The sequence below is a fragment of the Limosilactobacillus secundus genome, assembly GCF_020784695.1.
In the GTDB taxonomy this organism is placed as follows: Bacteria; Bacillota; Bacilli; order Lactobacillales; family Lactobacillaceae; genus Limosilactobacillus; species Limosilactobacillus reuteri_F.
The window spans coordinates 100,267-125,000 of sequence record NZ_JAJGUA010000032.1; the positions used below are offsets into that span (position 1 = coordinate 100,267).

General features: G+C 39.8%; 21 protein-coding genes and 3 tRNA genes. 1 reads left to right on the forward strand and 23 read right to left on the reverse strand.

The genetic code is table 11. From position 1 onward, the window contains the following. Window positions 1-28 precede the first annotated feature (28 nt). The 6 genes from LMB57_RS05200 to LMB57_RS05225 all read right to left on the reverse strand — a co-directional run bounded on the left by LMB57_RS05200 (window position 29) and on the right by LMB57_RS05225 (window position 5,329). The gene (locus tag LMB57_RS05200; protein WP_229271002.1) at window positions 29-820 is read right to left on the reverse strand and encodes a transporter substrate-binding domain-containing protein; all 792 of its coding nucleotides are present in this window, start codon (window positions 818-820) and stop codon (window positions 29-31) included. A gap of 15 nt (window positions 821-835) precedes the next feature. Next, window positions 836-1,585, reverse strand: coding sequence for an amino acid ABC transporter ATP-binding protein (locus tag LMB57_RS05205; RefSeq protein ID WP_229271003.1), 750 nt, complete (start codon window positions 1,583-1,585; stop codon window positions 836-838). A 5-nt stretch (window positions 1,586-1,590) separates the two neighbouring features. Next, a complete protein-coding gene (locus LMB57_RS05210; protein ID WP_229271004.1) occupies window positions 1,591-2,292 on the reverse strand; it encodes an amino acid ABC transporter permease in 702 nt (233 codons plus the stop codon). A 26-nt stretch (window positions 2,293-2,318) separates the two neighbouring features. Next, the gene (locus tag LMB57_RS05215) at window positions 2,319-3,461 is read right to left on the reverse strand and encodes a trans-sulfuration enzyme family protein (protein WP_229271005.1); all 1,143 of its coding nucleotides are present in this window, start codon (window positions 3,459-3,461) and stop codon (window positions 2,319-2,321) included. A 277-nt stretch (window positions 3,462-3,738) separates the two neighbouring features. Beyond that, entirely contained in the window at window positions 3,739-4,605 is an 867-nt protein-coding gene (locus LMB57_RS05220; RefSeq protein WP_229271006.1) for an alpha/beta hydrolase, read from the reverse strand. Continuing rightward, the gene (locus tag LMB57_RS05225; RefSeq protein ID WP_229271007.1) at window positions 4,580-5,329 is read right to left on the reverse strand and encodes a 2,3-bisphosphoglycerate-dependent phosphoglycerate mutase; all 750 of its coding nucleotides are present in this window, start codon (window positions 5,327-5,329) and stop codon (window positions 4,580-4,582) included. The genes LMB57_RS05220 and LMB57_RS05225 overlap by 26 nt, the downstream gene beginning before the upstream one ends. Window positions 5,330-5,459: 130 nt before the next feature. On the opposite strand from LMB57_RS05225, the gene LMB57_RS05230 reads away from it, so the two are divergent. Then, window positions 5,460-7,229 (forward strand): cell division protein, encoded by a 1,770-nt coding sequence (locus LMB57_RS05230; protein WP_229271008.1) that lies wholly within the window; start codon window positions 5,460-5,462, stop codon window positions 7,227-7,229. A 145-nt stretch (window positions 7,230-7,374) separates the two neighbouring features. Here the strand turns inward: LMB57_RS05230 and LMB57_RS05235 are convergent, their stop codons facing one another. The 17 genes from LMB57_RS05235 to LMB57_RS05315 form a co-directional block, all read right to left on the reverse strand. Further along, a complete protein-coding gene (locus tag LMB57_RS05235) occupies window positions 7,375-8,334 on the reverse strand; it encodes a beta-galactosidase small subunit (protein ID WP_229271009.1) in 960 nt (319 codons plus the stop codon). Further along, the gene (locus tag LMB57_RS05240; RefSeq protein ID WP_229271010.1) at window positions 8,318-10,204 is read right to left on the reverse strand and encodes a glycoside hydrolase family 2 TIM barrel-domain containing protein; all 1,887 of its coding nucleotides are present in this window, start codon (window positions 10,202-10,204) and stop codon (window positions 8,318-8,320) included. Before LMB57_RS05240 ends, LMB57_RS05235 begins: the two co-directional genes overlap by 17 nt. A 160-nt stretch (window positions 10,205-10,364) precedes the next feature. Further along, window positions 10,365-10,450: transfer RNA gene (locus tag LMB57_RS05245), tRNA-Leu, on the reverse strand. A 57-nt stretch (window positions 10,451-10,507) separates the two neighbouring features. Further along, window positions 10,508-10,960: a SprT family protein gene (locus LMB57_RS05250; protein WP_229271011.1), complete on the reverse strand. Its 453-nt coding sequence runs from the start codon at window positions 10,958-10,960 to the stop codon at window positions 10,508-10,510. Beyond that, the gene (locus LMB57_RS05255; protein WP_229271012.1) at window positions 10,953-13,130 is read right to left on the reverse strand and encodes a Tex family protein; all 2,178 of its coding nucleotides are present in this window, start codon (window positions 13,128-13,130) and stop codon (window positions 10,953-10,955) included. Before LMB57_RS05255 ends, LMB57_RS05250 begins: the two co-directional genes overlap by 8 nt. Window positions 13,131-13,195: 65 nt before the next feature. Beyond that, entirely contained in the window at window positions 13,196-14,023 is an 828-nt protein-coding gene (gene nadE, locus LMB57_RS05260; RefSeq protein WP_229271013.1) for an ammonia-dependent NAD(+) synthetase, read from the reverse strand. 12 nt (window positions 14,024-14,035) lie between these two features. Then, window positions 14,036-15,502 (reverse strand): nicotinate phosphoribosyltransferase, encoded by a 1,467-nt coding sequence (locus tag LMB57_RS05265; RefSeq protein WP_229271014.1) that lies wholly within the window; start codon window positions 15,500-15,502, stop codon window positions 14,036-14,038. 61 nt (window positions 15,503-15,563) lie between these two features. After that, window positions 15,564-16,265 carry a GntR family transcriptional regulator gene (locus LMB57_RS05270; protein ID WP_229271015.1) on the reverse strand — a complete coding sequence of 234 codons (702 nt, stop codon included), beginning with the start codon at window positions 16,263-16,265 and terminating at the stop codon, window positions 15,564-15,566. 156 nt (window positions 16,266-16,421) lie between these two features. Next, window positions 16,422-17,132 (reverse strand): aspartate/glutamate racemase family protein, encoded by a 711-nt coding sequence (locus tag LMB57_RS05275; protein WP_229271016.1) that lies wholly within the window; start codon window positions 17,130-17,132, stop codon window positions 16,422-16,424. A 32-nt stretch (window positions 17,133-17,164) separates the two neighbouring features. Beyond that, window positions 17,165-18,814: an aspartate-alanine antiporter-like transporter gene (locus LMB57_RS05280; protein WP_229278074.1), complete on the reverse strand. Its 1,650-nt coding sequence runs from the start codon at window positions 18,812-18,814 to the stop codon at window positions 17,165-17,167. 90 nt (window positions 18,815-18,904) lie between these two features. Then, window positions 18,905-20,305 (reverse strand): MFS transporter, encoded by a 1,401-nt coding sequence (locus tag LMB57_RS05285; RefSeq protein WP_229271018.1) that lies wholly within the window; start codon window positions 20,303-20,305, stop codon window positions 18,905-18,907. 116 nt (window positions 20,306-20,421) lie between these two features. Then, window positions 20,422-21,066: a hypothetical protein gene (locus LMB57_RS05290; RefSeq protein ID WP_229271019.1), complete on the reverse strand. Its 645-nt coding sequence runs from the start codon at window positions 21,064-21,066 to the stop codon at window positions 20,422-20,424. Between the two features lie 93 nt (window positions 21,067-21,159). Then, window positions 21,160-21,231, reverse strand: a tRNA-Gln gene (locus tag LMB57_RS05295). 10 nt (window positions 21,232-21,241) lie between these two features. Beyond that, window positions 21,242-21,324: transfer RNA gene (locus LMB57_RS05300), tRNA-Tyr, on the reverse strand. A 101-nt stretch (window positions 21,325-21,425) separates the two neighbouring features. Beyond that, the gene (locus LMB57_RS05305; RefSeq protein ID WP_229271020.1) at window positions 21,426-22,256 is read right to left on the reverse strand and encodes a metallophosphoesterase; all 831 of its coding nucleotides are present in this window, start codon (window positions 22,254-22,256) and stop codon (window positions 21,426-21,428) included. Window positions 22,257-22,311: 55 nt separating this feature from the next. Continuing rightward, window positions 22,312-23,811, reverse strand: coding sequence for a peptide MFS transporter (locus LMB57_RS05310; RefSeq protein ID WP_020842871.1), 1,500 nt, complete (start codon window positions 23,809-23,811; stop codon window positions 22,312-22,314). Between the two features lie 212 nt (window positions 23,812-24,023). Further along, a complete protein-coding gene (locus LMB57_RS05315) occupies window positions 24,024-24,725 on the reverse strand; it encodes a lipocalin/fatty acid-binding family protein (RefSeq protein ID WP_229271021.1) in 702 nt (233 codons plus the stop codon). Window positions 24,726-24,734: the final 9 nt, after the last annotated feature.

The window sequence follows — 24,734 nt, forward strand, 5'->3', positions numbered from 1 at the left end:
ACATACAGACGTTGGAGATCTTTTTAAGTTATTCAGTAATATTTGCACCGAAGTATTTTTCAGATAGCTTCTTGACTGTTCCATCTTGTTGAAGTTCCTTAAGTGCCTTGTTGTAGGAAGATTGAATAGCAGTATCTTTCTTGTTAAAAAGCGCTGAAATTTTAGCTGGATCTTGTTCACTAGAAACGTCAATCATCTTGAGACCCTTAGTACTATTCTTCTTGCTGTAAGCGTACCATGCTTCACGCGAATTGACGGTTCCGGCAGCCCGACCTTGCTTGATCATATCTAAGGAACTAGCAAAATCGCCATTTGCTGTAAGGTTACCCTTATATTTTTTAACCACATTCGCATTATTAGTTCCTGTCCCAGCAATAATCTTCTTGCCTTTAATATCCTTCAAGCTCTTGATATTGCTATTAGTAGGAACAATTAATGCAAACCGTGACTTGATATATGGAGTAGAGAAATTATATTGCTTGGCCCGTTCTGGTGTCTGTGTAATGTTATTCATTACTACATCAAACTTACCTGAACCAAGGCCAGCAATTAGTGAATCCCATTTAGTTGGTACGAATTTAGCTTTTAAGCCCATCTTTTTAGCAACTGCCTTACCAAGATCTACTTCAAAGCCAGTCAATTTGTTATTTTTACGATAAGAGTATGGGGAGTAAGTTCCCTCAAGACCAATTGTCAATTCTCCCTTATGAACTAATTCTGAATTAACAGCTGATGAAGCAGCAGAAACACCTGTAATTCCTGCAGAGGTACCAACTGTTAAGGCTGCAATTGTTAATAGTACTTTCTTCCAAAATTTCATTATTCTAAACTTCCTTTATTTTAAATTTTCCATTGTCATTGAGGCGATAAAATTCTTAATTCGTTTATTTGGATTATCTGGCGCAAAAAACTCGTCTGGAGTACCATCATATAAAATTTCGCCGTTTTCCACAAAAATAATCTTATCCGCAACATGTTTAGCAAAGACCATGTTATGAGTAACAATTACCATTGATTGTTTTTCTTCAGCTAATTGCAATAGAACCTTCAACACACTAAGTTCTAATTCTGGATCAAGGGCAGAAGTCGGTTCATCAAGTAAGATATACTTTGGTGACATTGCCAAGGCCCGGGCAATCGCTACCCGCTGTGCTTGTCCACCAGATAATTCATTCGGATAGGCTTCTCCGTAATCTGCTAAGCCCACTTTAGCAAGTAATTTATGCGCGTTTGCAATTGCTTCCTTTTTCGGCTGTTTCAAAACCTGTGTTGGTCCTTCAATAATGTTACCAAGGACAGTTTTATTAGGGAAAAGATTATAATCTTGGAAAACCATCCCTGTTTCTTGACGAATTGCCAACTTATCTTTATTACTTATTTTTTGACTGAAATCCAAATGATGATCATCAAAATCATACTGGCCACTCTCTGGCATTACTAGTAAGTTAAGGGAGCGGAGAATTGTTGATTTACCCGAGCCAGATGGACCAACCATTACTGTTGTTTTACCGGCCGGAAACTCTAACGTGGTATTTTTCAAGACATTTTTATTACCAAAACTTTTATTGATATTTGTTAATTTCATTTTTCTCACCTATTATTTGCGTTTACTTGACGGTCTACTATCCGCTCAAGATACCCTTGGAAATAAGATAAAACTGTCGTAAAGACCGCGTAGACCATTGCTACTAAAGTATACATAAGCAATGGTTGATAGTTTTCGGCCGCAATTTGTTGGCTGACGGCAAACATTTCCATAATTGTAATTGAAGCAGCCAAAGACGTATCTTTTACCAAACTTATAAAACTGTTGGATAAGGGCGGTAAAGCTACTCTTAAGGCTTGCGGTAAGATAATTCGCCACAAGATTTGCAACCGCGTCATTCCGATTGCTGCACCTGCTTCCCATTGCCCAGTTGGAACAGAACTGATTGCTGCCCGAATTGTTTCGGAAGCATAAGCCCCAGTGTTTAGTGAAAATGTAATAATGCCGGCTGTAAATGGTTCTAATTTTATTCCATGCGGCAGGACTCCCTTAATTCTCAGATATGGCAGTCCAAAGAATACAATAAATAATTGAACCAGCAGCGGTGTTGACCGGAAAAGCCAGACATAAAAACTAGCAATCCATTTAAGAATCATGAATGCGCCACGTTGACGAGAGAGACGAATTAAAGCTGTTACTAGTGCAATAATCAGCCCAAAGAAAAATGAAATAATCGCTAACGGAATCGTATATTTAAATCCCGCTGCTAAGAGTTGTGGTAAAGATGTCTTGATAATTTCCCACATAAGTCACAGTTTCCCTTCTTCTATAATTAATCTAATTTTTTAAGTGCTTGTTGCAAGTCAGCAATAATATCTTCAGGGTCCTCAATTCCTACCGAAAGACGAATCAACTCATCTTTAATTCCGTTTTCTAATCTTATTTCCCGGGGAATAGATCCATGGGTCATGACAGCTGGAACTTCAATCAAACTTTCAATTCCTCCTAAGCTTTCGGCAAGATCAATCAATTGTAGACTTTCAACAAACTTCTTCGCATCTAAGCCAGCCTTAAGTTCAAAGGAGATCATTGCGCCAAAGTTCCGCATTTGCTTAGTCGCAACCTCATGACCAGGGAAATCTTTTAAGCCTGGATAATAAATTTTTCCAATATGTTCATCGTTTTGAAGGAAGTTAATGACTTCATTCGCATTTTCTTGATGAACTCGCATCCGCGCGCCGAGAGTTTTCATTCCCCGTTGTAACAGCCAACTATCATCAGGACCAAGCGTACTACCGATTGAGTTTTGCAGGAATGCTAATTGTTCAGCAACCTCATCATCGTTAGTAACTGCTAATCCGGCAACAACATCACTATGACCACCTAAATATTTGGTTGCGGAGTGAACAACAATATCTGCCCCAAGGGTTAACGGTTGTTGGTTATAAGGAGTAGCAAAGGTATTATCAACAATTGTCTTTATTCCATGCTTCTTTGCGATATCAGCAATTACTTTAATATCAGCGGTTTGCAAGAGCGGATTAGTCGGTGTTTCAAAATAAACTGCAACGGTATTATCTTGAATTGCCTTTTCTACTGCTTCAAGGTCTTGCATATCAACAACAGTAAATTCAAGGCCAAAGCGTTTTAATACCTTATTGATTAATCGGAATGTTCCTCCGTATACATCACTACCAACTACAAAATGATCACCTTGAGAGAATAAAGAAAAGGTAGCATGAATAGCAGCAGATCCAGAAGCAAATGCAAAGCCAGCTGTCCCATGTTCAAGCTCTGCAATTAATTTTTCAAGAGATGCACGTGTTGGATTTCCTGTTCGAGAATATTCCCATTTAGGTTCACCGCCAAGAACGTGTTGATGGAATGTCGATGAACGGTAGATCGGTGTTGAAACAGCACCGGTTGTTGAATCTTCACTATTACCGCCATGAATTAATTGTGTGTTGAATCTCATAATATCTATCTCCTTTAGAATGCAAAAACGAATACAAAAAAGGCGCAAACTCAAGAACTTCTCACTTGAATTTGCGCCTTATGCATTTATTCCCGGTTACGTTAGCAGTTACTCAACTAAAAGTAAGCACGCCAAACTGTGGGTCGCATAAGACGCGATCCACAACAACAAACAGTAACGTTGATTAATTGTTTGTTAAACATGACGTGTTCCTCCTAACTTAGTATGCCAAAATCATAACTTATAAAAAATAAGTTGTCAATACAATTACTAAAATTTATTTAAATTGATCGTCAAGAAACTTCTGCACAATGTTATAAATTGTTGGACTCCAGAAATCTCGTTCATGGTTCGCACCCTTAACCCGATATGCTTCAACAGAATTCCCGTTGTCCTTCAATCGCATATACATTTTTTCCATTTGTTCATATGGAACAACTTTATCAGCATCTCCATGGAACAATAAGAATGGTGGATAGTTTTGTCCATCTTTGACTTGATATAGGGGACTCATTTGCTTTTCAATTTCTGGCCATTTTGATACATCAGGTCCCAATAAACAATATTGCAGTAACTTATTTCCCAGAACGTTAGCATCATACTCAAACGTCTTCTCCACGTCCATTGGGGCAAAACAACTAACCACAGCATCTACTGCATCCGATTCGTCTTGATAAAGGTCAACTTTGTAACGCGGATCATCACCCGTTAAGCCGACTAGCATTGCCGCATTGGCCCCAGAGGAAGTACCCCAAATTGCAACCTGTTGCGGATCAATTGCATATTTTCGCGCATTGGCCCGTAAAAAACGAATAGCAGTCTTAACATCTTGCAAAAACGCAGGAAAAGGATGTCCATCAATTGAGCTACGATGTTGAACGGTTGCTACAACATAACCTGCCTGAACAAATTGAACCAGTTGTGGAATTTCTTCTCCCATTTTTGGTGTTCGCCACGAGCTCCCTTGAACAAAAACAATCAATGGCCGTGGTTCAGTTTGATATTGTTTCGGGAAACGTTGCGTCCACGGTGCTAAGATCGACATATGTAATGCTTCCCCATCCATTGCACCATAAACAATATTTTCAATCAAGCGTACTTGACCACTTAACGTTGGGTTATTTGCTAATTCGTGTATTGTCATCAATTTCACCATCCATTGTTATAAAAGTCTTTTTAATGACATTAAGCTGATCATCAAAGCGATATAAAATTGGCTTACCATTTGGAACTTCTACTTTATCAATATCATCATCTGAAATACCATCTAAATATTTAATTAATGCTCGCAAAGAACTACCATGGGCAACAATTAACTGATTATGTCCATCGATTAAACGAGGCGCAATATGGTCTTGCCAATATGGGAGAAGTCGTTGGAGCGTCATTTCTAAACTCTCACTAAGCGGAATCTTAACTCCTAAGCGCTCATAGCGGCGATCATACTGGCGTTCTTTTAATTGTGGTGGTAAATCTTTAAAACCACGTCGCCATTTATGAAGCTGTTCTGCACCAATTTCTTTCTTCACTTCATCTTTGTTCCGACCACTCAATGCCCCATAATGACGTTCGTTTAGTCGCCACGTTTTATGAACAGGAATATATAGCTGATTAATTTCTTCTAGGATAATATTAGTCGTCATGATTGCTCGTTCCATATAGGACGTATATGCATCACTAAATTGGATACCTAGTCTTAGCAATTCCTTGCCTACTAATTCACCCTGCTCAATTCCTTTAGGAGTCAACGGAACATCAGTCCAGCCAGTAAAAATATTATCACGGTTAGCTTGACTTTGCCCATGACGTACAATTACTAATTCTGCCATTTTTTCACTCCCCTTTGCCACTATCTTATAATAGCGCATTTTACTAGTGCTTAACAATTAAACTAGCTGCAGAGGGTTATTTTACAGTCGACTTTTCTGCCGTATAATTATTAAGGTAAGTATTTGAGGAAAGGAAAAATTAAACTGATTTAGTTTAATTCTCAATTTTATGAAATCTAAAATTGCTAATCTAATTAATTGGGGGCTGCCATACTGTGCCATCGCTGCAATGGCATACTTAATCATGTCCCCCCAATTTGTATCACATGGAGTTATTTTAGGGACGGACTCCATTTTCCACTTTAACCGTTTTTACGATGCAGCTAAGCAAATTCAACAGCTTAATTTTAGCTATTTTCAAAGTAATTATAGTTTCCAACAAAGTGGCCGCATCATCAATGCCGTTTATGGTCCCCTCTTTGCATATTTAAATGGAGCTATTCTTGGCGTAGTAGGAACTTGGTATCAATATCAGATCGTCACTACCTTTATCGTCTATTTATTAGGTGGGATCGGCATGTACCGGCTTGGCATCCGTGTTCATAGTAAACGGACATTTGCAATTATCTGTGCCCTAATCTATATGAACATTGGCTGGCTTCCACGATGGGAATTAGCACAGAATATGAATGCATGGGGAGCTGCTCTGGCCCCTTATATGGTAATTTGTGGAGTCCGTATGATCCAGGATCACCAACGACCAGTCAACTGGTTACAATTGATGACCCTAATGACGATCATCATTCAGATCCACATGCTAAGTTCTTTATTTTTTGTGATTACACTAACACCGTTCTTTATTATTGGATTAATTATAACAACTAACCGTAAGAAAATGTGGATCGAAACGCTAAAGGCAGGCGGCGGAACGATTATTTTAACGGCTAATGTTTGGGGAGCCTTATTAATGCTTAACCTCCACAATAACATTGCTCATCCTGCCGATTTTAGCCTCGCAGATAACGTATTATTGCCTTCAATGTTTAGCAGTACACGCGATTACCTAATCTATGCAATGTGGATTCTCTTTATCCTTCAACTCATCTACGTATTATTTACTTTTAACAAATCACTTATTAATACGGTACTGACATTACTTGGCTCTTTGGTTTTCTTACTTAGTTCTTTCCTTACTCCGTGGTCATTTTTCCAAGATGTGATCCCGGCCCTTGGACACACTTTGCAGTTCCCTAACCGGTTGACAATTATTGCCTTTCCTCTCTTACTCGCAGGAGTTGGGATCAGTGCTACCACCCTTGATAAAAAAGCGCAAGAGATTGACTTACGAAATCAATTAACTACTGGAATTCTCTTGCTAATGGTTTTTCTGGTCTTTACTCCCACAACAATTGATGTTTATAAACGAGCAGCACGCTATGATTCAGAAATTGTCCTTAATAGTTTTAGCGCAATTACCCGCGTAAGTGAAAATAAGGCCGCACTGCGACACTCCGTCCATGATCTTTACCCTGGTCAACTGTTAACGATGGTTGAGAAGAGAAGTCCTGATTATTTGCCAATTCCTAAGAAGTACATGAATCAAAAGTATGTTCGTTCTTACGCTTATGAAGGGCAAATTATTAATGAAGCCCATAAATATACTCATACTGTCTTGCCTCATGGGGGATTGCAATTAACATGGGAAACAGGAAAAGCGGGAAAAGTTCGGTTGCCAATTATTACATATCACGAATCACAATTAACAGTTAATGGTCACCTACTTCGTCACTATCAGCGATCCTCGGTTGGTGCTCCTTACATTCAGCAGCGTAAAGGTAAAAATACCGTTACCCTCTACTTTAAACAAGCAAAATGGTTCACCGCTTTATTAGTGATTTCACTAGTTGGTCTTAGCATGCTTGCGATTTATGGCCTTTATTATTTCTGTACGCACTTTAGACCTTACTTTAAGCGAGTTATGGCAGGTGAAATTGATTAGCATAAAAAGGGTGCATGATAAAAGCTATAATTGACTCCAGCGGTCACACCCTTCAGAATGCAAAAGGTCTCAAATAATCGGCTTTTCCGAATATTTGAGGCCTATTTTGCTGTTAACTTTTGATCTATATAACAATTTGTACTTTCTATTTTGCATTCAATACAAATGAAAACTCAACATCACGGTCGGCAGGAATATGATACTGTTCTTCAACATCTGCACCCCAGCTATCAATTCCTCCAACGCCTCGAACGGCCCCCGCAACTACGAGAACGGTTCGTCGTGCAAGCGGCAACTCTTCGATGTGTGTTGCATTTTCTAATTCCTCCGCTGTATATGGTAAACAACTGAAGGCAAATGGTTGCTCGTTTTGCTTAACAATTAAGCTAAATGGCTCCCGAGAATGATCAGCATTATTTTGAGTAGAATCACGCGTAATTGTTAATGCATGAGTATCCATGTGCATTCCATTTTCCTGCGGGACTAAATACTTAGTAACCGGTAAACCATCAACATGGAAAGTGCCCTCAGTTGCGCCTGCCATCCGGTCGGGGTAAGTTTCACCGGATAATCCTTGATAGTCAAAGCCGGTAGCAACTGTTGGCATGATAAAACGCATTCCTACTACTGGTAGATCGGGTAAGTCTTCATGACCGTAATAATGCATTGTCACTTTAATCTCACCTTGTCCGTTAACCTCATAAGTTACCGTGACTTGCGTAGCCGGAACTGTTAGCGTCTCAAAAGTATACTTAATTTTGACGTCCTCAGCAGATATGGGATCACTAAATTCATTGGTTGTCGGCGCAATAGGCAATTCAGCAAAGTGTTGGTTATCAACTATCAGGTCAATTCCAACACACTTATGGAAAGTATCCGCTGCTAACCACTGAGCAGATCGAATATTAAAGCCGCTCCCTCGATCATTATCAGTGGTTGCCCGCCAAAATGTCGGCATTGGTTCACGATATAGCCATTCTTTACCGTTTAGTTTAAGCGATTCTAATCCACCACGCTCATAGCTAAAGATATAATGAAAGCCGTCACCACTAAGTCCTAATGTTGCATCACCGTATATCACGCGTAATTTATTTGTGTAAGCCATAGTAGTATCTTACCTCCTGCATTGCTGGCTTCGGTGTCCGATCGGCAAACATCAAGCCATCTCCCGAGAATTCGTAATCTGAGTGACGATCATCGAAATCACCACCATAGCGCATCACTTCTTGACCACTTACCGGGTCCTTAACAAGGAGGGCTTGGTCAATAAAGTCCCAAATGAAACCGCCAAAGTATTGTGGGTATTTATCAAGCAAGGAAATGTACGAACCCATTCCACCATCGGAATTTCCCATATCATGCATGTACTCACATTCCATAAATGGCTTGTCTGGATTGTTCTTCAAGTACTCCTCAACTTCTTTAGGTGGTAAGTACATCCAGCTTTCAACGTCTGAGATCCGAGCACGATATTCGGGAGTATGACAAACACCTTCATAGTGAATAAGCCGACTATCATCATGCTTCTTATAGAATTCATTCATTTTGACAATATTATCGCCAGCATATGATTCATTACCTAAAGACCAGAATAAAATCGACGGGTGGTTCTTAAATGTTTCATAGTTAGTCCGTGCTCGATCAACTACTACATCACGCCATTGGGGAACTGAACCAGGGACGTTATATGATGGTTCAATTGCTCCCATCTTCTGCCAGGTAGCATGGGATTCCAGATTGTTTTCGGCCATCATGTAAATCCCATTATCATCACAAAGGTAATACCACGGAATTTGATCTGGATAGTGACACGTCCGGACGGCATTAATATTATTTTCCTTAAAGGTGTGAATATCACTCGTCATATCATCCATCGTGATCGCGCGGCCACGTTTAGCATTCCATTCGTGACGGTTAACACCATTGATAATTAGCCGTTTACCATTCAATAGGACAACATGGTCTTTATTAATTTCGATTCGGCGAAAACCAAAACGATATGGAACGAGTTCGACCAAATTACCTTCGTCATCACGAATTTCAATCAACAATTGATAGAGGTAAGGATCATGGTTATCCCATAAGTGAACATTTTCTAAAAATTGATCCTGAACTTTTACCGGGGAGTCAACAGGGTGTGTTTCATTGACGAGCGTATTACCATCGTTGTCGATAACCCGCACATTAACGTTCCCGGTCTTTTCACCGTGAAGTTGAAGGTCAACATTAAAAATACCGTCCTGATAATTATCAGTAACAATTGGCCGAATATTAAGGTCTTCAACATGAACAAGTGGTTGAGCTAATAGGTTTACACTCCGGAAAATCCCAGAAAAGCGGAACATATCTTGATCCTCAATCCACGAGGCGGTACTATGCTTGAAAACTTCCACGGCTAAAACATTACCTTCATCTTGAACGTAAGGAGTCAGGTCAAATTCAGATGGGGTAAAACTGTCTTCAGCGTAACCAATAAAGTGACCATTAAGCCAAACATACATGGCACGCTCAACACCATCAAAACGAATGCGGATCTGCTTTCCCCGTAAAGAAGGTTCAAGGTCAAAATGTTTTAAGTATTCGCCAACAGTATTGTCATCCCCATCGCTAAACGATCCTTCTTGCGCATCATCAGGACTAAGGGCATATGCAGGACGACGGTAAATCTTACCTTCCCACGGAATCAAAGTGTTAATGTAATTATTTTGGGCATAATTATTTAGTTCAATCTCACTAGGAACTTCGATTGTTCCAAAGCTGCTGCTATCGTAATCTGTCTTATAAAAATCTTCTTCGCGTTCACGCGGGTTTTCAGCAAAGTTAAATTGCCATTGTCCATCCAAGTTTTGCGCAAAACGACTATTATTATGCCGCCATTCATCATAGTTGCCGTAATAATAATGGTCACTATGCGCAGGTAATTGATTAACCCGGAATGTTTCTGGATCATCAAGCCATTTGATATTTGCGTTCATTAATAGATCCCTCCTCGTTACTATCTACAACATCTAAAGTATAGCGCTTTCATCGTTGAGATAGCAAGAGAAGGAAGTAAAATTTACGTAAATTTTATTAAATGAAAATTTTAAAACAAAAAAAGCACTGAGCAAATATTACTCAGTGCTTTTTAAGTAGTGCGGCCGAGAGGACTTGAACCTCCACGGTCATAATCGACCATAAGATCCTTAATCTTACGCGTCTGCCAGTTCCGCCACGGCCGCATATCAACCAACGAATATTATTATAGCAAGATACCTATTCGTTGGCAACAACTTTTTTCAATTTTTTAAAAGAAATTTGTGACCACATCGCCGACAAATATATCGTTGGGTGTTGAACCGCCGTTGTCGCGCGATTTCAACACCACAACCAGTACAGATATAATGCCATTTTTTCTTGGAATTTACTTTTCTTTTACTAGTTAGTGGTGCATATCTCGATCCTCCCACCTGTACTAGTAAAGTCTTAAATTCTCTACTACGATGGCGGTAATCCATTCCTAACAGATGTAAATGATAATGGCACAATTCATGAAGAACCACTTGGCGCAGATTATGAAGATCAAATTCAGTATACATTAACGGGTTGATATCAATACGATGGTCACTTAAATAATAACGTCCACCGGTTGTTTTTAACCGCTTATTAAAAAATACCTTGTGCGTAAATTCCCGCCCAAAGTATTCTTTTGACCACTGTTCGGTCAATTGTTGTAATTCAGCATTAGTCATTCGTGACTGTCTCCGGTTCAAGCATCGTTAATTGAATCCGCTGACGCTTCAAGTCGACATCATCAATCCACACGTCCACAATATCACCAACGGCTACCATTGCCCGCGGATCACGAATGAACTGCTTACTCATCTTTGAAACATGAACTAACCCATCATGTTTGACACCAATATCAACAAAGGCTCCAAAGTCGACAACATTCCGGACAGTTCCCTGAAGTTTCATCCCCGGCTTAAGGTCTTCAATCGTCATTACATCATGGCGTAATAATGGAGCAGGCATTGAATCACGCAGGTCACGGCCTGGCTTTTGCAAAGAAGAAATAATATCAGTAACGGTTTCCGTTCCAACTTGATCATCCGTAAACTGCTTAACATCAATTTTCTTTAACTTATCATCAGCACTTGGCGTTCCCAACTCATCGACATTAATCCCTGCTGCTTGAATAATCTCTTCCGCCACCTGGTAACTTTCTGGGTGGACATCAGTGTTATCTAATGGATTTTCGCCACCAATAATCCGCAAGAAACCAACAGATTGTTGATAAGCTTTAGGTCCTAACCGTGGCACTTTCTTTAGCTGCGTCCGATTAGTGTACCGCCCATTTTCATCTCGGTAAGTAACGATATTCTTAGCAATCGTTTTATTAAGCCCGGAAATACGGGTTAATAATTGATAACTAGCTGTGTTGAGGTTGACCCCAACCCGGTTTACCGCCCGTTCAACAATTGTTTCCAGTTCCCCGCTCAATTCTTTCTTCGGCAAATCATGCTGGTATTGCCCAACACCAACCGCTTGCGGATCAATTTTAACTAATTCAGCAAGGGGGTCTTGCAGACGACGACCAATACTGATTGCGCTTCGTTGTTCAACATGCAGATCAGGGAATTCATCACGGGCTTCTTTACTTGCGGAATAAACTGAGGCTCCAGCTTCATTTACGATTACATAATAGATTGGCCGTTTGATCTTTTTAAGTGCTTCCGCAACAAACTGTTCTGATTCCCGGCTAGCTGTCCCGTTACCAATCGCAATCATTTCAACGTGGTACTTTTCTAGTAAGTCAATAAACTCGCTTTCTGCTGTCACACGTTGCTTTTCTGGCGCTGGTTTGTGGGGATAGATAACTGCTTTAGTTAAAAATTTCCCATTTTCATCAAGGACCGCCAACTTACAACCAGTTCGGTAAGCAGGGTCAAATCCTAACACAACTTTTCCCTTAATTGGTGCTTGCATCAACAAATGATAGAGGTTCTCACCAAAGACCTTGATCGCCTGTTCATCAGCACCCTCTGTTAATTGACGCCGCAGTTCCCGTTCAATTGCCGGGCCCAAGAAACGCTTGTAGGCATCCTTGTAGGCGTCCTCAATAAAGGCAGTTGCGTCGTTTTTCTTGCTGGTTTTGATTAAACGGAAACGAAGGTAATTCATCACTGGTTCTTCATCTAAAGTGATTTTGACGTTAATAATTCCTTCTTTTTCTCCGCGATTAAAGGCTAAAATTTGATAAGAATTTAATTTTTGAACTGGACTAGTGAACTCATAGTACTGCTTATAAGTCCCAAGCTCATCCTTTTCTTCCCCACCACGTTTTATACCTGTCTCTAATTGCCCATGTTGAGCAGTATAATTTCGCAACCAGCTTCGCACCGTGGCCATTTCACTAATTGCTTCAGCTAAAATTTCATGTGCGCCTGTTAATGCACTTTCAGCATCAAGAACATCATCGTTAATAAATTCTTGCGCCTTCGCACTTAAATCATCGTCAGGGTAAGATAGCAGCCAATTTGCTAGCGGTGCCAAGCCATGTTCACGAGCTTGTTGGGCCTTTGTCTGTCGCTTTTGCTTATATGGCAAATAAAGATCTTCTACTTCTTGCAATTCGGTCGCGCTATTAATTTGCTTTTCGAGCGCCGGTGTTAGCTTACCGAGCTCTTTAATCTTATTGATAACTGTCGCTTGACGTTCCCGCAATGTCGTTACCCGGTGATATTCATCCCGAATAGCTTGCAATTGAACTTCATCAAGCGTACCCGTCATTTCTTTACGATAACGGGCAATAAAGGGAATCGTATTTCCTTCATCCATTAAGCCGAGGGCCGCTTTAATTTGTTGAGGGCGAATATCTGGTAATTGTTTACTAACAAGCTGAAGTGTTTCCTCTTCCATTGTCATCCTCCTTAAAACTAGTAAAGAGACTGAGTTGACTCCCAGCCTCCCATTTTATTATTAATTTATTTCCACCAGGTATCGTATGGGGCAATCGGTAAGTGCCGTTTATGTTGCGTCCGCCGATACCAACCTTCAATCTTTTCAGCAGCTGCTGGCGAAACTTCACGACCTTCTAAGTAGTCGTCGATTTCATCATAGCGAACACCAAGCGCTTCTTCATCGGGACGCATTGGTTTGTCTTCTTCTAAGTCTGCAGTTGGTGTTTTATCATAAAGCTTGGCTGGTGCTCCTAAGTATTGTAATAAGGCTTTTCCTTGGCGCTTATCTAATCCAGAAAGTGGTGTAATATCGGCACCGCCATCCCCAAACTTAGTATAAAAACCAGTTACTGCTTCAGCGGCATGGTCTGTTCCTACCACAGCTCCTTTGTTTTCTCCACCAATAGCATATTGGACAATCATTCGTTCCCGGGCTTTAATGTTTCCCTTATTAAAATCGCTAATTGACGTACCTGCTTCATTTAAGGATGCCACCATCGCATCAGTCGTCGCCTTAATATTAACCCGCATTATTTTATCAGGTTTAATAAAGTCATTAATTGCAAACATTGCATCTGACTCATCAGCTTGCTCACCATATGGCAACCGGACTGCGATAAATTGGTATTCATTGTCGCCAGTCTCTTCCCGCAGCTTTTCGACTGCCAATTGTGAAAGCCGCCCCGCCAAACTTGAATCTTGACCGCCAGAAATTCCTAATACCAGGGTCTTCATCTTAGTGGTTTGGAGAAAATCACAGATGAACTGAACACGTTTAGTTACTTCTGCTTGGGGATCAATTTGCGAGTTAACGCCTAATGCATTAATTATTTCTTCTTGATACTTTCGCACTACAGATTACCTCTACTTATTCAATGATTTAACATATTCATGAACTTGGTGAATTAATTTAAGTTTATTATCATAGCATTTCTGTGACAAATCGACTGGGTATACTTCTGGGTTTAAATCTCGTTTATACTCATCCCATAAAGCATTTAAACTATCAAAACGGTGTTGTCGGCTCTCCTCTAAGGTCGGTTCATCATAAACATACTTACCATCTTGCCAGATTGGCTTTAGCATTGGCCGGGCAGTAAAATCCTCCACGTCTTTTTGTTGGAGTGGGAAGTTAGGATTGAACATATTGAGTGATTTTTCATTACGAGGATCCTCATCAACTAATGTAATATAATCCCCTTCACTCTTGAGATCTGCACGATCGTTAATCCGCCATACTTGTTTTTTGCCGGGAGTTGACATTTTACCAACATTATTAGAAATCTTAATCGTATCAACAAGTTGGCCATCTTCATCTTCAATAGCAACTAATTTATACACCGCCCCTAGAGTGGGTTGGTCATAGGCAGTAATTAACTTAGTCCCGATTCCCCACGTATCAATCTTCGCTCCTTGCATTTGCAAGTTTTGGATTGTCTTTTCATCCAAGCCATTAGATGCGATGATTTTTGCGTCTGGAAAACCAGCATCATCCAGCATTTTGCGTACTTTTTTAGATAGGTAGGCCATATCACCACTGTCAATCCGGACACCGATAAAGTTAATTTTATCGCCAAATTCCTTGGCAACCTTAATTGCGTTTGGAACCCCACTCTTTAAGGTATCAAAAGTATCCACAAGAAAGACACAATTATGATGAGTTTCTGCATATGCTTTAAATGCGTCATAATCATTCATGTATACTTGCACAAGGGCATGAGCATGGGTTCCTGAAATCGGGATACCAAATAATTTACCTGCACGGACGTTACTTGTAGCATCAAAGCCACCAATATATGCTGCTCGCGTTCCCCACAAAGCTGCATCCAATTCTTGTGCCCTCCGTGAACCAAATTCCATTACAGTTTGGTTACCGACAATTGACTTAATTCGTGAAGCCTTTGTCGCAATCATAATCTGATAATTAAGAATATTTAAAATTGCCGTTTCAATCAATTGGCCTTCAATAATTGGCGCATCAACCTGAATAATCGGCTCATGGTTAAATACCAGATCTCCTTCTTCAAAGCTGCTGATTGAACCCGTAAATTTAAAGTTACGTAAATATTCTAGAAAGTCATCATCAAATTGATTCGTAGACTTTAAATATTCAATGTCGCTATCAGTAAAATGTAATTGCTTTACATAGCGAATAATGTGATCTAACCCGGCAAAAACAGCATACCCATTATTAAATGGCATTTTACGGAAGAAGGCCTCAAAGACAGCACGGCGGTTACCCATTCCTTTTTTCCAGTAGGTCTGCATCATACTCAATTCATACGCATCAGTATGAAGGGTAAGGCTATCATCCGGATAATCAAATTTCATTAGTATAATTCCTCTCAAAAGTAATATCGTTAATCAGTATTGTAACATGGATTTGTCTTGATTACTTTTCAAAGACAAATTCAAACCGCGATCCAACATATTGAGTATGGACATATTCAAAAGGCCGACCATCTTGTAAGTAAGATAGTTGGGTCATTCGCAAGAGAGCATCCCCTCGCTTAATCTGCAAGTAGTTAGCAATCTTTTCTGTCGCCTTTGTTGCTGAAATATGCTGGGTCGCATGCCCAGGATAAAGGTTCGCCTTTTTTTCTAGCGTCCGATAAAAAGAAGTGGTAATTTCTTCTTTACTAAATTTTTGAACGAGATTAGCAGGAACGGTTGCAATTTCGTAGCAAATCGGCACATCATTTCCATAACGCACTCGTTCCATTCGTAAAACTTGTTCATCTGGTGCTAACTTTAGCTTTTCAACCTCTGTTTGCGAAGGAATCGTCAAGTGGTAAGAAATTGTCTTACTAGCAGCTTTCTTCCCTGTCGCATGCATTAATTCAGTAAAACTCGTTATTCCCGACATTTTTTCTTGAACTTTGCGATTAGCGACAAAAGTTCCAGAACCAACTCTTCGCTCAAGAATTCCTTCATCAACTAATGCTTGAATTGCTTGTCGCAGGGTCATTCGACTGACACCAAAATTATTAGCAAGTTCGCGTTCAGCGGGAATTTTATCGCCAACTTTCCACTCACCATCTTCAATGTTTTGTCTTAACTGATTGTGAATTTGAATATAAACAGGTGAACTCATTTTCTTTCCTCCTTACGCCATTGTTTGCTAAACATTGCGCATGTGTATATTTTACACCATTCCCAAAAATCTAGACCAATTTCTTAAAATATCGCCCAAAAAATTAGAGACCGTTGGAATTATTACCTTTCCTCGGTCTCTAATTTTTAATCTTTATTATTTTTGTCGTAATTTCAATGCTCGTTCAAGAGACCGATCAACAATAATTGATTGTGAATCGGCAACCGGGTACTTAGTTTCAGGGTCCATCTCTTCTGCAAAAGATAATTCAGTACAACCCAAAACTACTACATCTGCTCCTTGTTCTTCAATCATTTTCCGCACTAGCTCATGATACTTCTTGCCATCAGAATGGCCAGCTTCTTTGATATCATGGTAAATCAAGTCTTCTGTCATATCGGCGATCTCAGGAGTTGGCTTGATAAGTTCGTACCCATCCTTTTCAATATAAGGATCATATAAGTTAGCTGCCAAAGTTCCTTTAGTGGCTAATAGACCAACCCGCTTTGCATCCGGCTTAATCTTCTTAATCTCGTTAACCGTTTCTTGCAGCATATTGAGAATCGGAATCTCCGTTGCTGCCTGTAACTTATCAAAAGAGTAATGGGCTGTATTACAAATTAAGACAAAGAATGCAGGATTCAAAAGACTTTGCTGTTTAATATCTTCAATCAGGGCCTCATTAGGATCTGGTTGACTATGGTCGAGAATCCATGTAGTACGATCAGGAACGGTTGCATGATTAACAACTAAATAGTTTAAGTAATCTTGATCACGATGAATTGGCGTTCTCTTATCTAACAGCCGTACATAACTTTCTGTTGCTAGCGTCCCCATTCCACCTAAAATTGTAAAAAATTGTTGCATTATAATTTTGCACGCCCTTTCTAAGCGATAAATTATGATAGTAGCGCCACAAAAATCGGCCCTAGTAATGTAATTCCAATATTACCAACTACAAACGCCGGAGTAAAGGCAGCCGCATAATATGCTCCGCCTTCTGGACCTGCTTTTTGCGAAATCTCATTCATTGCCGCTGCAATCGTTCCTGAACCAGTCAGTGCACCAATTAAAGCAAGAGGTTCCATCTTCAATATATAGCGTCCAAAGAACAGCGTTAGTAAATGTGGCATTATTGAAATCATCGCCCCAATGAATAAGACCCCGATACCCAACGACTTAATTGCACTTGTAAATGCTTGAGCTGATTGCAAACCAACTGTTCCTACAAAAAGCGTTAGTCCAAAACTCTGAAGAAAGCTAGTTACCGTTACAGGGATGGATTTACGGTCACGGTGACGCTCAATCCACGAACTCAGGATTAGTCCCATAATTAAAGCCGCCGTTCCGTTCCCTAGTTGCAACGGAATACTATTTAATTTTAGCCCGATAATTCCTAAAAGGGAAGCACAACCGATTCCTAAAGAGAATAAAGAATAATTCATTGCTGTATCTGCAGCTTTCCAGCGTCCCATCTTTTTTAAAATTGCCTTGGTTCGCGATGTATTCCCAGTCAATGAAATCACATCTCCTGGCCGCAACTGGTTAATCAATTGTTGGTTTCCGCTGATTGGGTCTTGAATGTTCACAAAAACCCCGTGTTGGCGAAGAAGGGCTAATTCACCCGGTTTAAAGTTTTTCCCCAGAACAAAAGCTCGTTCACGCGGCGCATTGGTCGGCGTCAACACTTCTGTTAATCCTGGTACTCGCATTAATCGATCGAAATGATCGGCGTAACCAATAACAGTTAGCAAGTCGCCAACCTGCAATTGATATTCAAGGTGGTCAGTCATTTTGCCATCATGAAAAGCAGCTAACCCAATAATTCGGTAATTAGACCGCCGATTAAATTCCTCAAGCATTTTACCGACAAGCGGTGAATTATCTGCAATGCGATATGTTCGTCGCCAAGTTGGATTAGGGTTTTTAGCATGGAAGTGATAATGTTCAGCCATTTTAGGACCCTGTTCAGCAATTGAAATCCCCAAAATTTTAGGTGCTAGGTCACGTAAAAAAATAATTATCCCTAATGTTCCAAAAACGTATGTTAAAGCATAGGCAACTGGGAGCTGAGCCTCATAAGTTGCCTTAACGCTTTGACTGACTGGTAAAGATCCAATTGTTTGTAATGAACTGGCAACAGTGGCTGATTGGGTAAGGGCCCCTGAAATAACTCCGGCAGCGATTCCCGGTCCAATCTTAAAGGCAGAAAAAAGACTCCACCCAACTAAGAACGCAACAACCATCCAGAAAATACTAGCGATTAAAATTCGAATCCCAAATAATTTCAAACTAACTAATAACTGAGGTCCAATTCGATAACCAACAGAGAACATGAAGGCGCCAAAGAAAATCGTTCCCAACATCTCATCCCGGGGAAAACTCCCAATTTGCCCCACTATTAAGGTCACAATTAACGTTCCCACCGTTGCCCCAATATTAAATTTACCCGCAATTTTATAGTTTCCAATCAAAAAGCCAATTGCAAGACAAATAAACAGCGTAAAAACCTGATTGCTCACCATAAAGTGAACGATAGAATGTATCATTTTAACTTATAGTCACTTTCTTTAAAACCCTGTAATAACTTGTATTAATTAAGCCACATTATCACATTCTTGTCAGGCTAATTCAACCACTTATTGAGAAATACTTTCCTTCTTTTGTTGCATGCGATAGTTAGTAACCATTGTTAATAAAGTAATAATTGCCAAAACTCCTAATAAGATAAAGTCAAATCGTCCTCCAGCATACGTACGTCCCAGCAATGAGCCGCTATTGTCCATTTGGAATAAAGCAATTGTGGAGGCAAGAAGACTCGTCCCTAGTGAGCCAGCAAATTGTTGGACCATATTGAAAATTGAGTTTACATCAGGGGCATTTTGTGGTTGAACCAACATTGAAGCATTGGAAATTGTATTCGAAAAAGCAAAGTTAAAACCAATTCGTAAAATAACGAAGAAGATCGTTATTAATAATGGCGTTAAATGACGTTGGAAAATACTGAAGCAACTTGTCCCAATAACCAAAAGAATTCCCCCGGAAATAACTGGCGTAGCAAAACCATAACGATCAGCCAAAGTTCCAGCAAATGGCGAGATAAAAGCACCGATTAATGACCCGGGAAATAAAATAAGACCCGCGACAATTGCCGAAGAGTGCAAAACATATTGAACGTAAATAGGAATAACAAGCGAAATTCCAATATTAATAAACTGTAAATTAAAATAAGTGACAGTTGATAGCCGCAATGGGACAACCTTAAACACCTTTAAGTCAAACAATTCTGATTTACCGTGATTATTGATATAGATAAAGGCGCTAAAGAAAATAATTGCTACCAATAATAAAAGCCAAACCTGTTTTCCAAATCCTTGTTTCCCAATCGAAGAAACTGCACTAATTATACTAATAAGGGCAATTGCCAGTGTAATTAAGCTTCCATAACTAAAGGCTTTATCATTTCCAAGGGGTTTATTGCGAATAAAAAGTTGACCACATACAAGACTAATCAAAACAATTGGTAGTAAAATCCAAAAGATCATCCGCCATGATAGCATTTCTGAAACGACCCCACCATATGTTGGTCCCAGTGCTGGTGCAAACGAAATAACCATTGCAGCCATTCCGGTCATCATACCAATTCTTTCACGCGGAATCTCCGTAAAAATTAAATGGAACATGATTGGCGTTGCTAACCCAGTTGCCATAGCTTGAATCAATCTCCCCGTTAACAAAATAGGGAAATTACCAGTCAAAGCACACATTAAGTCACCAATAATGAAAACTGATACTGCAAATAAGTGCAACCAACGTGCTTGATACTGGCGTAATAGATAGGCAGTTGTCCCCATTGTAATTGTTACCATCAATAAATAACCAGTTGTAATCCACTGAATAACATCGAGCGATACATTAAACTGAGCAGATAATTCTGGATATGTGACGTTCATCGATGTTTCATTCAAAATTCCGATAAACGTTAGTAATGCAAGGGAACCAATTGCGAGATAAATACGTGAATAGTTTTTTTCTGCCATTGCTTTCCGATTCCTCCTTCAAATCAAAATAAAAAGAGCCACGGTGATAAAACTCCACCACAGCTCTGCAATAACGATTTAATTCTACCAAGGAAGCAGAACGAAAGTCAACGTTATTATTTTTCTGCTAATTTCTTTAACCAGTCTTTCGTTTCTTCGTCTAGTTCAGGGGCAATTTCAAACTTAAATGGCGCTAGTAACAACCGTACTTTATCCCATTCAATCGTTTGATCATGATAGATCGTTGTTAGCATCATTGTCACCATCTGATCTTTTTTATGTGGATCAACTCCCGGCTGATTAATAAACGTAATTGCAGTAATCTTTCTGGCCAATAATTTTGCAATTAACGTCTCCATTTCCTGGGTTGTGACTGGGTGCTTAATTCGTAGACGTTTTTCTAATGGGACTGCAGGAAGTTCTTTTTGTAAAAACTTTTGAAGCAAATCCCATTCTCCCAGAATTTCTGGATAGAATTGCCAAGGTACCCGGGCATTAAGACTCGCTAGTAAATTTGGAATGATCGCCTGTAAATCCCCATCATTTTCTTGTAAAGAATCACAAATTTCAATCAAGAACCGTTGAGCAGTTTCTCGAGCCCCAGATTGAGCCCTCTTCTTAGCTGTTAAAGCAAAGCGAACCACTAGGAAATCTGTTAACTGTTCATCATCAATGGTCGCACTAGTCGCATTGCGTTTCACTTTAAAATCATTTATTTGTTTAGTTCGCATGCTTTTGGCAAAATGACCTTGTTTAGGCATTGGCTGTCATTCCTTTTTTCATATAGCTTAATAAAATTTTGAACTAGAAAAGGCTAAGAAAAACTGATGTTTTTCTTAGCCTTTCAATAACAGTTGGGCTAGCTGGATTCGAACCAGCGCATGACGGTACCAAAAACCGTTGCCTTACCGCTTGGCTATAGCCCAATAATAAAGATGGAGGAGGGTGGATTCGAACCGCCGAACCCGAAGGAACGGTTTTACAGACCGTCGCGTTTAACCAGACTTCGCTACTCCTCCAAGAAGTTGCTTGATTAAATATTTCGTATCAATCAACGTTTATTATAATACCTAATTTCCAACCTCATTGCAAGTGTTTTTTCTTATTTTTTTTGAAAAAACTAGATTTTTTTAGTATAAAGGTGGCTAATCCATTGATCTAATAGGCTTTTCCCCTTCCAGTCCTCACTATTTTTGCGTCTGACCCCAACTGCTTGATTACGGTATTCAATATTTCCAACGGTAATTAATGGTTGAGCATAATGAAGATGCCCATAGAAAACTGCTTTTACTTCCGGGAATTTAGCGAGTAATACTCCTAAGTGTCTACTGCCCAACATTGCTGTCGTCATCTCCCACATCCGCTGCCGCCGTGCTGATTCAATAATTGGATGCGGGAGAGCTTCTCTAATCGGTGCGAAGTGGGTCATAAAGATAACCTGTTTTTGTTGATTGCGAGCCTGTTTTAGGTTTTCTTCAACTTGGTCTAAAACAATCGCCATTCGTTCTGGATCATTCATTGGCTGCATAATTGGACGATCCACCCAATATGCCCGCTTCCATTTTGCGACCGCTTTTATATTACTTTCATACGTTGAAAACGAATAATCATACCAACCATTGTTACCGATAATCCGCCAGTTTGTTTGGGGAATATCGATAAATCGGTTATGAAAATATAGATCATCATCTAAATTTTCTAATTGCTCATAAGTGACCCCTTTTAACATATCGTGGTTACCAGCAAGATAATGGACCTTTGTGATAGGCAATTGCGATTGTAGTTCCGCAAAATATACGCTGGTTTGCGCAAAATCATTAAAGGAATCCCCCACAAAAAAGTAATGGTCAATTTCTTGACGGGTTAAATAATGTGCCTGTTGAGTAATAATTTCTGCAACATCAGCATGATTTAAATCTAAATGAAGGTCACTGCTTACTGCAATTTTCATAACTCACCTCAAAAAAAAGAGACCAAGAATTATTCTCGATCCCTTAATATAATTTTTAGTCTACACCATCCATCAAGCCATGAATCTTCTTAACGAATAGGCAAAGAATCAATCCGAAGACGATACTTACTGCCCCGATAATTAAGAAGTATGGAACTTCTGTAGCTGATGAGTAGTACTTAACAACTTGGGCGTTAACCGCTTGTCCAGCAGCATCCGCCAAGAACCACATACTCATCATTTGAGACTTAAATGCTTTTGGTGCAAGTTTAGTAGTTACTGAAAGACCAATTGGTGAAATCAACATTTCGGCGATTTCAACGATGAACCATGAACCAACTAACCAGAATGGGCTAACCCGTCCGGCGGTTGTACCGTGAATCATTGCTGGAAGGGCCATCCAAACATAGGAAAGACCTGCAATTACTAACCCAGCAGCAAACTTACCAGGAGCACTTGGTTGTTTTTTCCAGTGATCCCAAAGTGCAACGAAGAATGGTGTTAGGATCATAATGAATAATGGGTTCAATGTCTGGAAGTTAGCAGCAGCAAAGTGCCAACCACCAATGTGTAAAACAGTCCGTTGTTCAGCAAAGAGGGCTAAAACAACTGAACCTGATTCTTCAATTGCCCAGAAGATAGCAGCAGCAATGAAAAGTGGAATGTAAGCAACAACCCGTGACTTTTCATCCTTTGTAACCTTCTTGGAATTCAACATCATTACAAAGTAGTAGATTGGTAAAGCAATAGCAATAACCGTAATGATTGTAATGATATTATTGATGTTTAATTGACCCATTGCCGCAAGCAATCCAAGAATGATCACTAATGCAATAACACCAACAATTGACCAAATAATTACTGGACGTAAACTTTCCTTATCGATCGGATCATCAGGATATAAGCTATCTTTCGAAAGATACTTCCGGCCGTCAACTACATATTGTACTAATCCAAAGAACATTCCGATAGCAGCTAGTGAGAAACCAGCGTGGAAGTTCATTTCACCATGGAAAAGGTTTAAGCCAAAGCCATTAGCAGCCCAAGGGACAGCCCAAGGAGCAACAGCGGCCCCTAAGTTAATCCCAAAGACAAACATACTAAAACCAGAGTCTCGACGACGATCTTCAGGACTGTATAAGCCCCCAACCATTTCTGAAACATTTGGCTTTAATAACCCGGTACCAATAACAATCAAAGCGATTGATACATAAAGTGCTGACACACCAAATGGTAATGACAGAGCGATATGTCCAAACATAATAAGGACACCACCGATGAAGACCGTTCGCCGCGATCCCCATACACGGTCAGATAACCATCCTCCGACAACACTGGCCAAGTAAACTAATGAACCATAAATTGACATAATTGATGCTGCGGTAGCTTGGTCCATGCCCAAACCACCCTTGGTAACAGCGTAGTACATATAGAATAGAAGGATAGCCCGCATTCCGTAGTAACTAAACCGTTCCCACATTTCAGTGAAGAACAATGTCGACAATCCACGCGGTTGTCCAAAGAAGGAGGTATCCAAATTCTTTTGTTTACTCATACAATTCCTCCAAATAATTTCACTTTTCAATTAGCACAATGTTAATTGAATACGTATTCTAAACATTAAAAAACTTTAACAATAAAATTCAGAATAGTACTATTATAAACGTGTTTCAAAACATCGTCAATTGAAAAATAAGTTTTTGATGAGAACGCAACCGCATGTATGAGCTATAATTGTTTATTTTATTAAGTTTGTCGCTAAGATTATTAATTAGATGAAGTATCCCCGTCAATAACCGGACGTGGGTAAACTTTTCCATTTCGAACGATGGCATATTCAGTTCCGTTATCGTCAACAAAGGCCCACCCTTCATCTGGCTCAGATAGGTCAGTCGTAGCTTTCAACTTATCAATCTTGCTGGTGTCTTTGTGGTGTTCACTCGCCCACTTCTTAAGTGCTGCGCGGGCATGAGTCGATGATTCCTTAGAATGAGTATCCTTAGTTGTAGAACTGTTGGTTTTCGCATGTTGTTCTTTTAAGAAATTATCAACGTCAAAATCACCATGAACACGTTTAAATGACTGATTAGGCCATTCATCGTTACCGACAAGGCTCAAATTGTCTTCATTTAGCCGCGCATCAATCGGCGTATCATAATTACTATCATTTAAGTTAATGATGTAATTATTCTTTTCCTTTTTCCAGGTCAATTGATCATGAATATCAGCCTGTGTCGGATTTGCCATTACATATGTCCCAGTTCCATCTGAATTAAGGGTAATAGCAGCTCCATCGGCATCATCACGATACGAACCCACAATATGTGACTCCTCTTTTTTTGCTGATGAGACTTGGGCACTACTGCTCTTGCTACTGTTAGAACTCGTACTAGAACTATTACAGCCACTTGTACATAGCCCAATTGCAATTATGCTCGTTGCAACAAGGATCGCTTTACTAAATCGCATTATAAATAC

Coding starts and splice junctions, on each gene's coding strand:
- LMB57_RS05200 (WP_229271002.1), bottom strand. CDS start 820: ATGAAATTTTGGAAGAAAGTACTATTAACAATTGCAGCCTTAACAGTT.
- LMB57_RS05205 (WP_229271003.1), bottom strand. CDS start 1,585: ATGAAATTAACAAATATCAATAAAAGTTTTGGTAATAAAAATGTCTTG.
- LMB57_RS05210 (WP_229271004.1), bottom strand. CDS start 2,292: ATGTGGGAAATTATCAAGACATCTTTACCACAACTCTTAGCAGCGGGA.
- LMB57_RS05215 (WP_229271005.1), bottom strand. CDS start 3,461: ATGAGATTCAACACACAATTAATTCATGGCGGTAATAGTGAAGATTCA.
- LMB57_RS05220 (WP_229271006.1), bottom strand. CDS start 4,605: ATGACAATACACGAATTAGCAAATAACCCAACGTTAAGTGGTCAAGTA.
- LMB57_RS05225 (WP_229271007.1), bottom strand. CDS start 5,329: ATGCGCTATTATAAGATAGTGGCAAAGGGGAGTGAAAAAATGGCAGAA.
- LMB57_RS05230 (WP_229271008.1), top strand. CDS start 5,460: ATGAAATCTAAAATTGCTAATCTAATTAATTGGGGGCTGCCATACTGT.
- LMB57_RS05235 (WP_229271009.1), bottom strand. CDS start 8,334: ATGGCTTACACAAATAAATTACGCGTGATATACGGTGATGCAACATTA.
- LMB57_RS05240 (WP_229271010.1), bottom strand. CDS start 10,204: ATGAACGCAAATATCAAATGGCTTGATGATCCAGAAACATTCCGGGTT.
- LMB57_RS05250 (WP_229271011.1), bottom strand. CDS start 10,960: ATGACTAATGCTGAATTACAACAATTGACCGAACAGTGGTCAAAAGAA.
- LMB57_RS05255 (WP_229271012.1), bottom strand. CDS start 13,130: ATGGAAGAGGAAACACTTCAGCTTGTTAGTAAACAATTACCAGATATT.
- LMB57_RS05265 (WP_229271014.1), bottom strand. CDS start 15,502: ATGAAATTTGATTATCCGGATGATAGCCTTACCCTTCATACTGATGCG.
- LMB57_RS05270 (WP_229271015.1), bottom strand. CDS start 16,265: ATGAGTTCACCTGTTTATATTCAAATTCACAATCAGTTAAGACAAAAC.
- LMB57_RS05275 (WP_229271016.1), bottom strand. CDS start 17,132: ATGCAACAATTTTTTACAATTTTAGGTGGAATGGGGACGCTAGCAACA.
- LMB57_RS05280 (WP_229278074.1), bottom strand. CDS start 18,814: ATGATACATTCTATCGTTCACTTTATGGTGAGCAATCAGGTTTTTACG.
- LMB57_RS05285 (WP_229271018.1), bottom strand. CDS start 20,305: ATGGCAGAAAAAAACTATTCACGTATTTATCTCGCAATTGGTTCCCTT.
- LMB57_RS05290 (WP_229271019.1), bottom strand. CDS start 21,066: ATGCCTAAACAAGGTCATTTTGCCAAAAGCATGCGAACTAAACAAATA.
- LMB57_RS05305 (WP_229271020.1), bottom strand. CDS start 22,256: ATGAAAATTGCAGTAAGCAGTGACCTTCATTTAGATTTAAATCATGCT.
- LMB57_RS05310 (WP_020842871.1), bottom strand. CDS start 23,811: ATGAGTAAACAAAAGAATTTGGATACCTCCTTCTTTGGACAACCGCGT.
- LMB57_RS05315 (WP_229271021.1), bottom strand. CDS start 24,725: ATGCGATTTAGTAAAGCGATCCTTGTTGCAACGAGCATAATTGCAATT.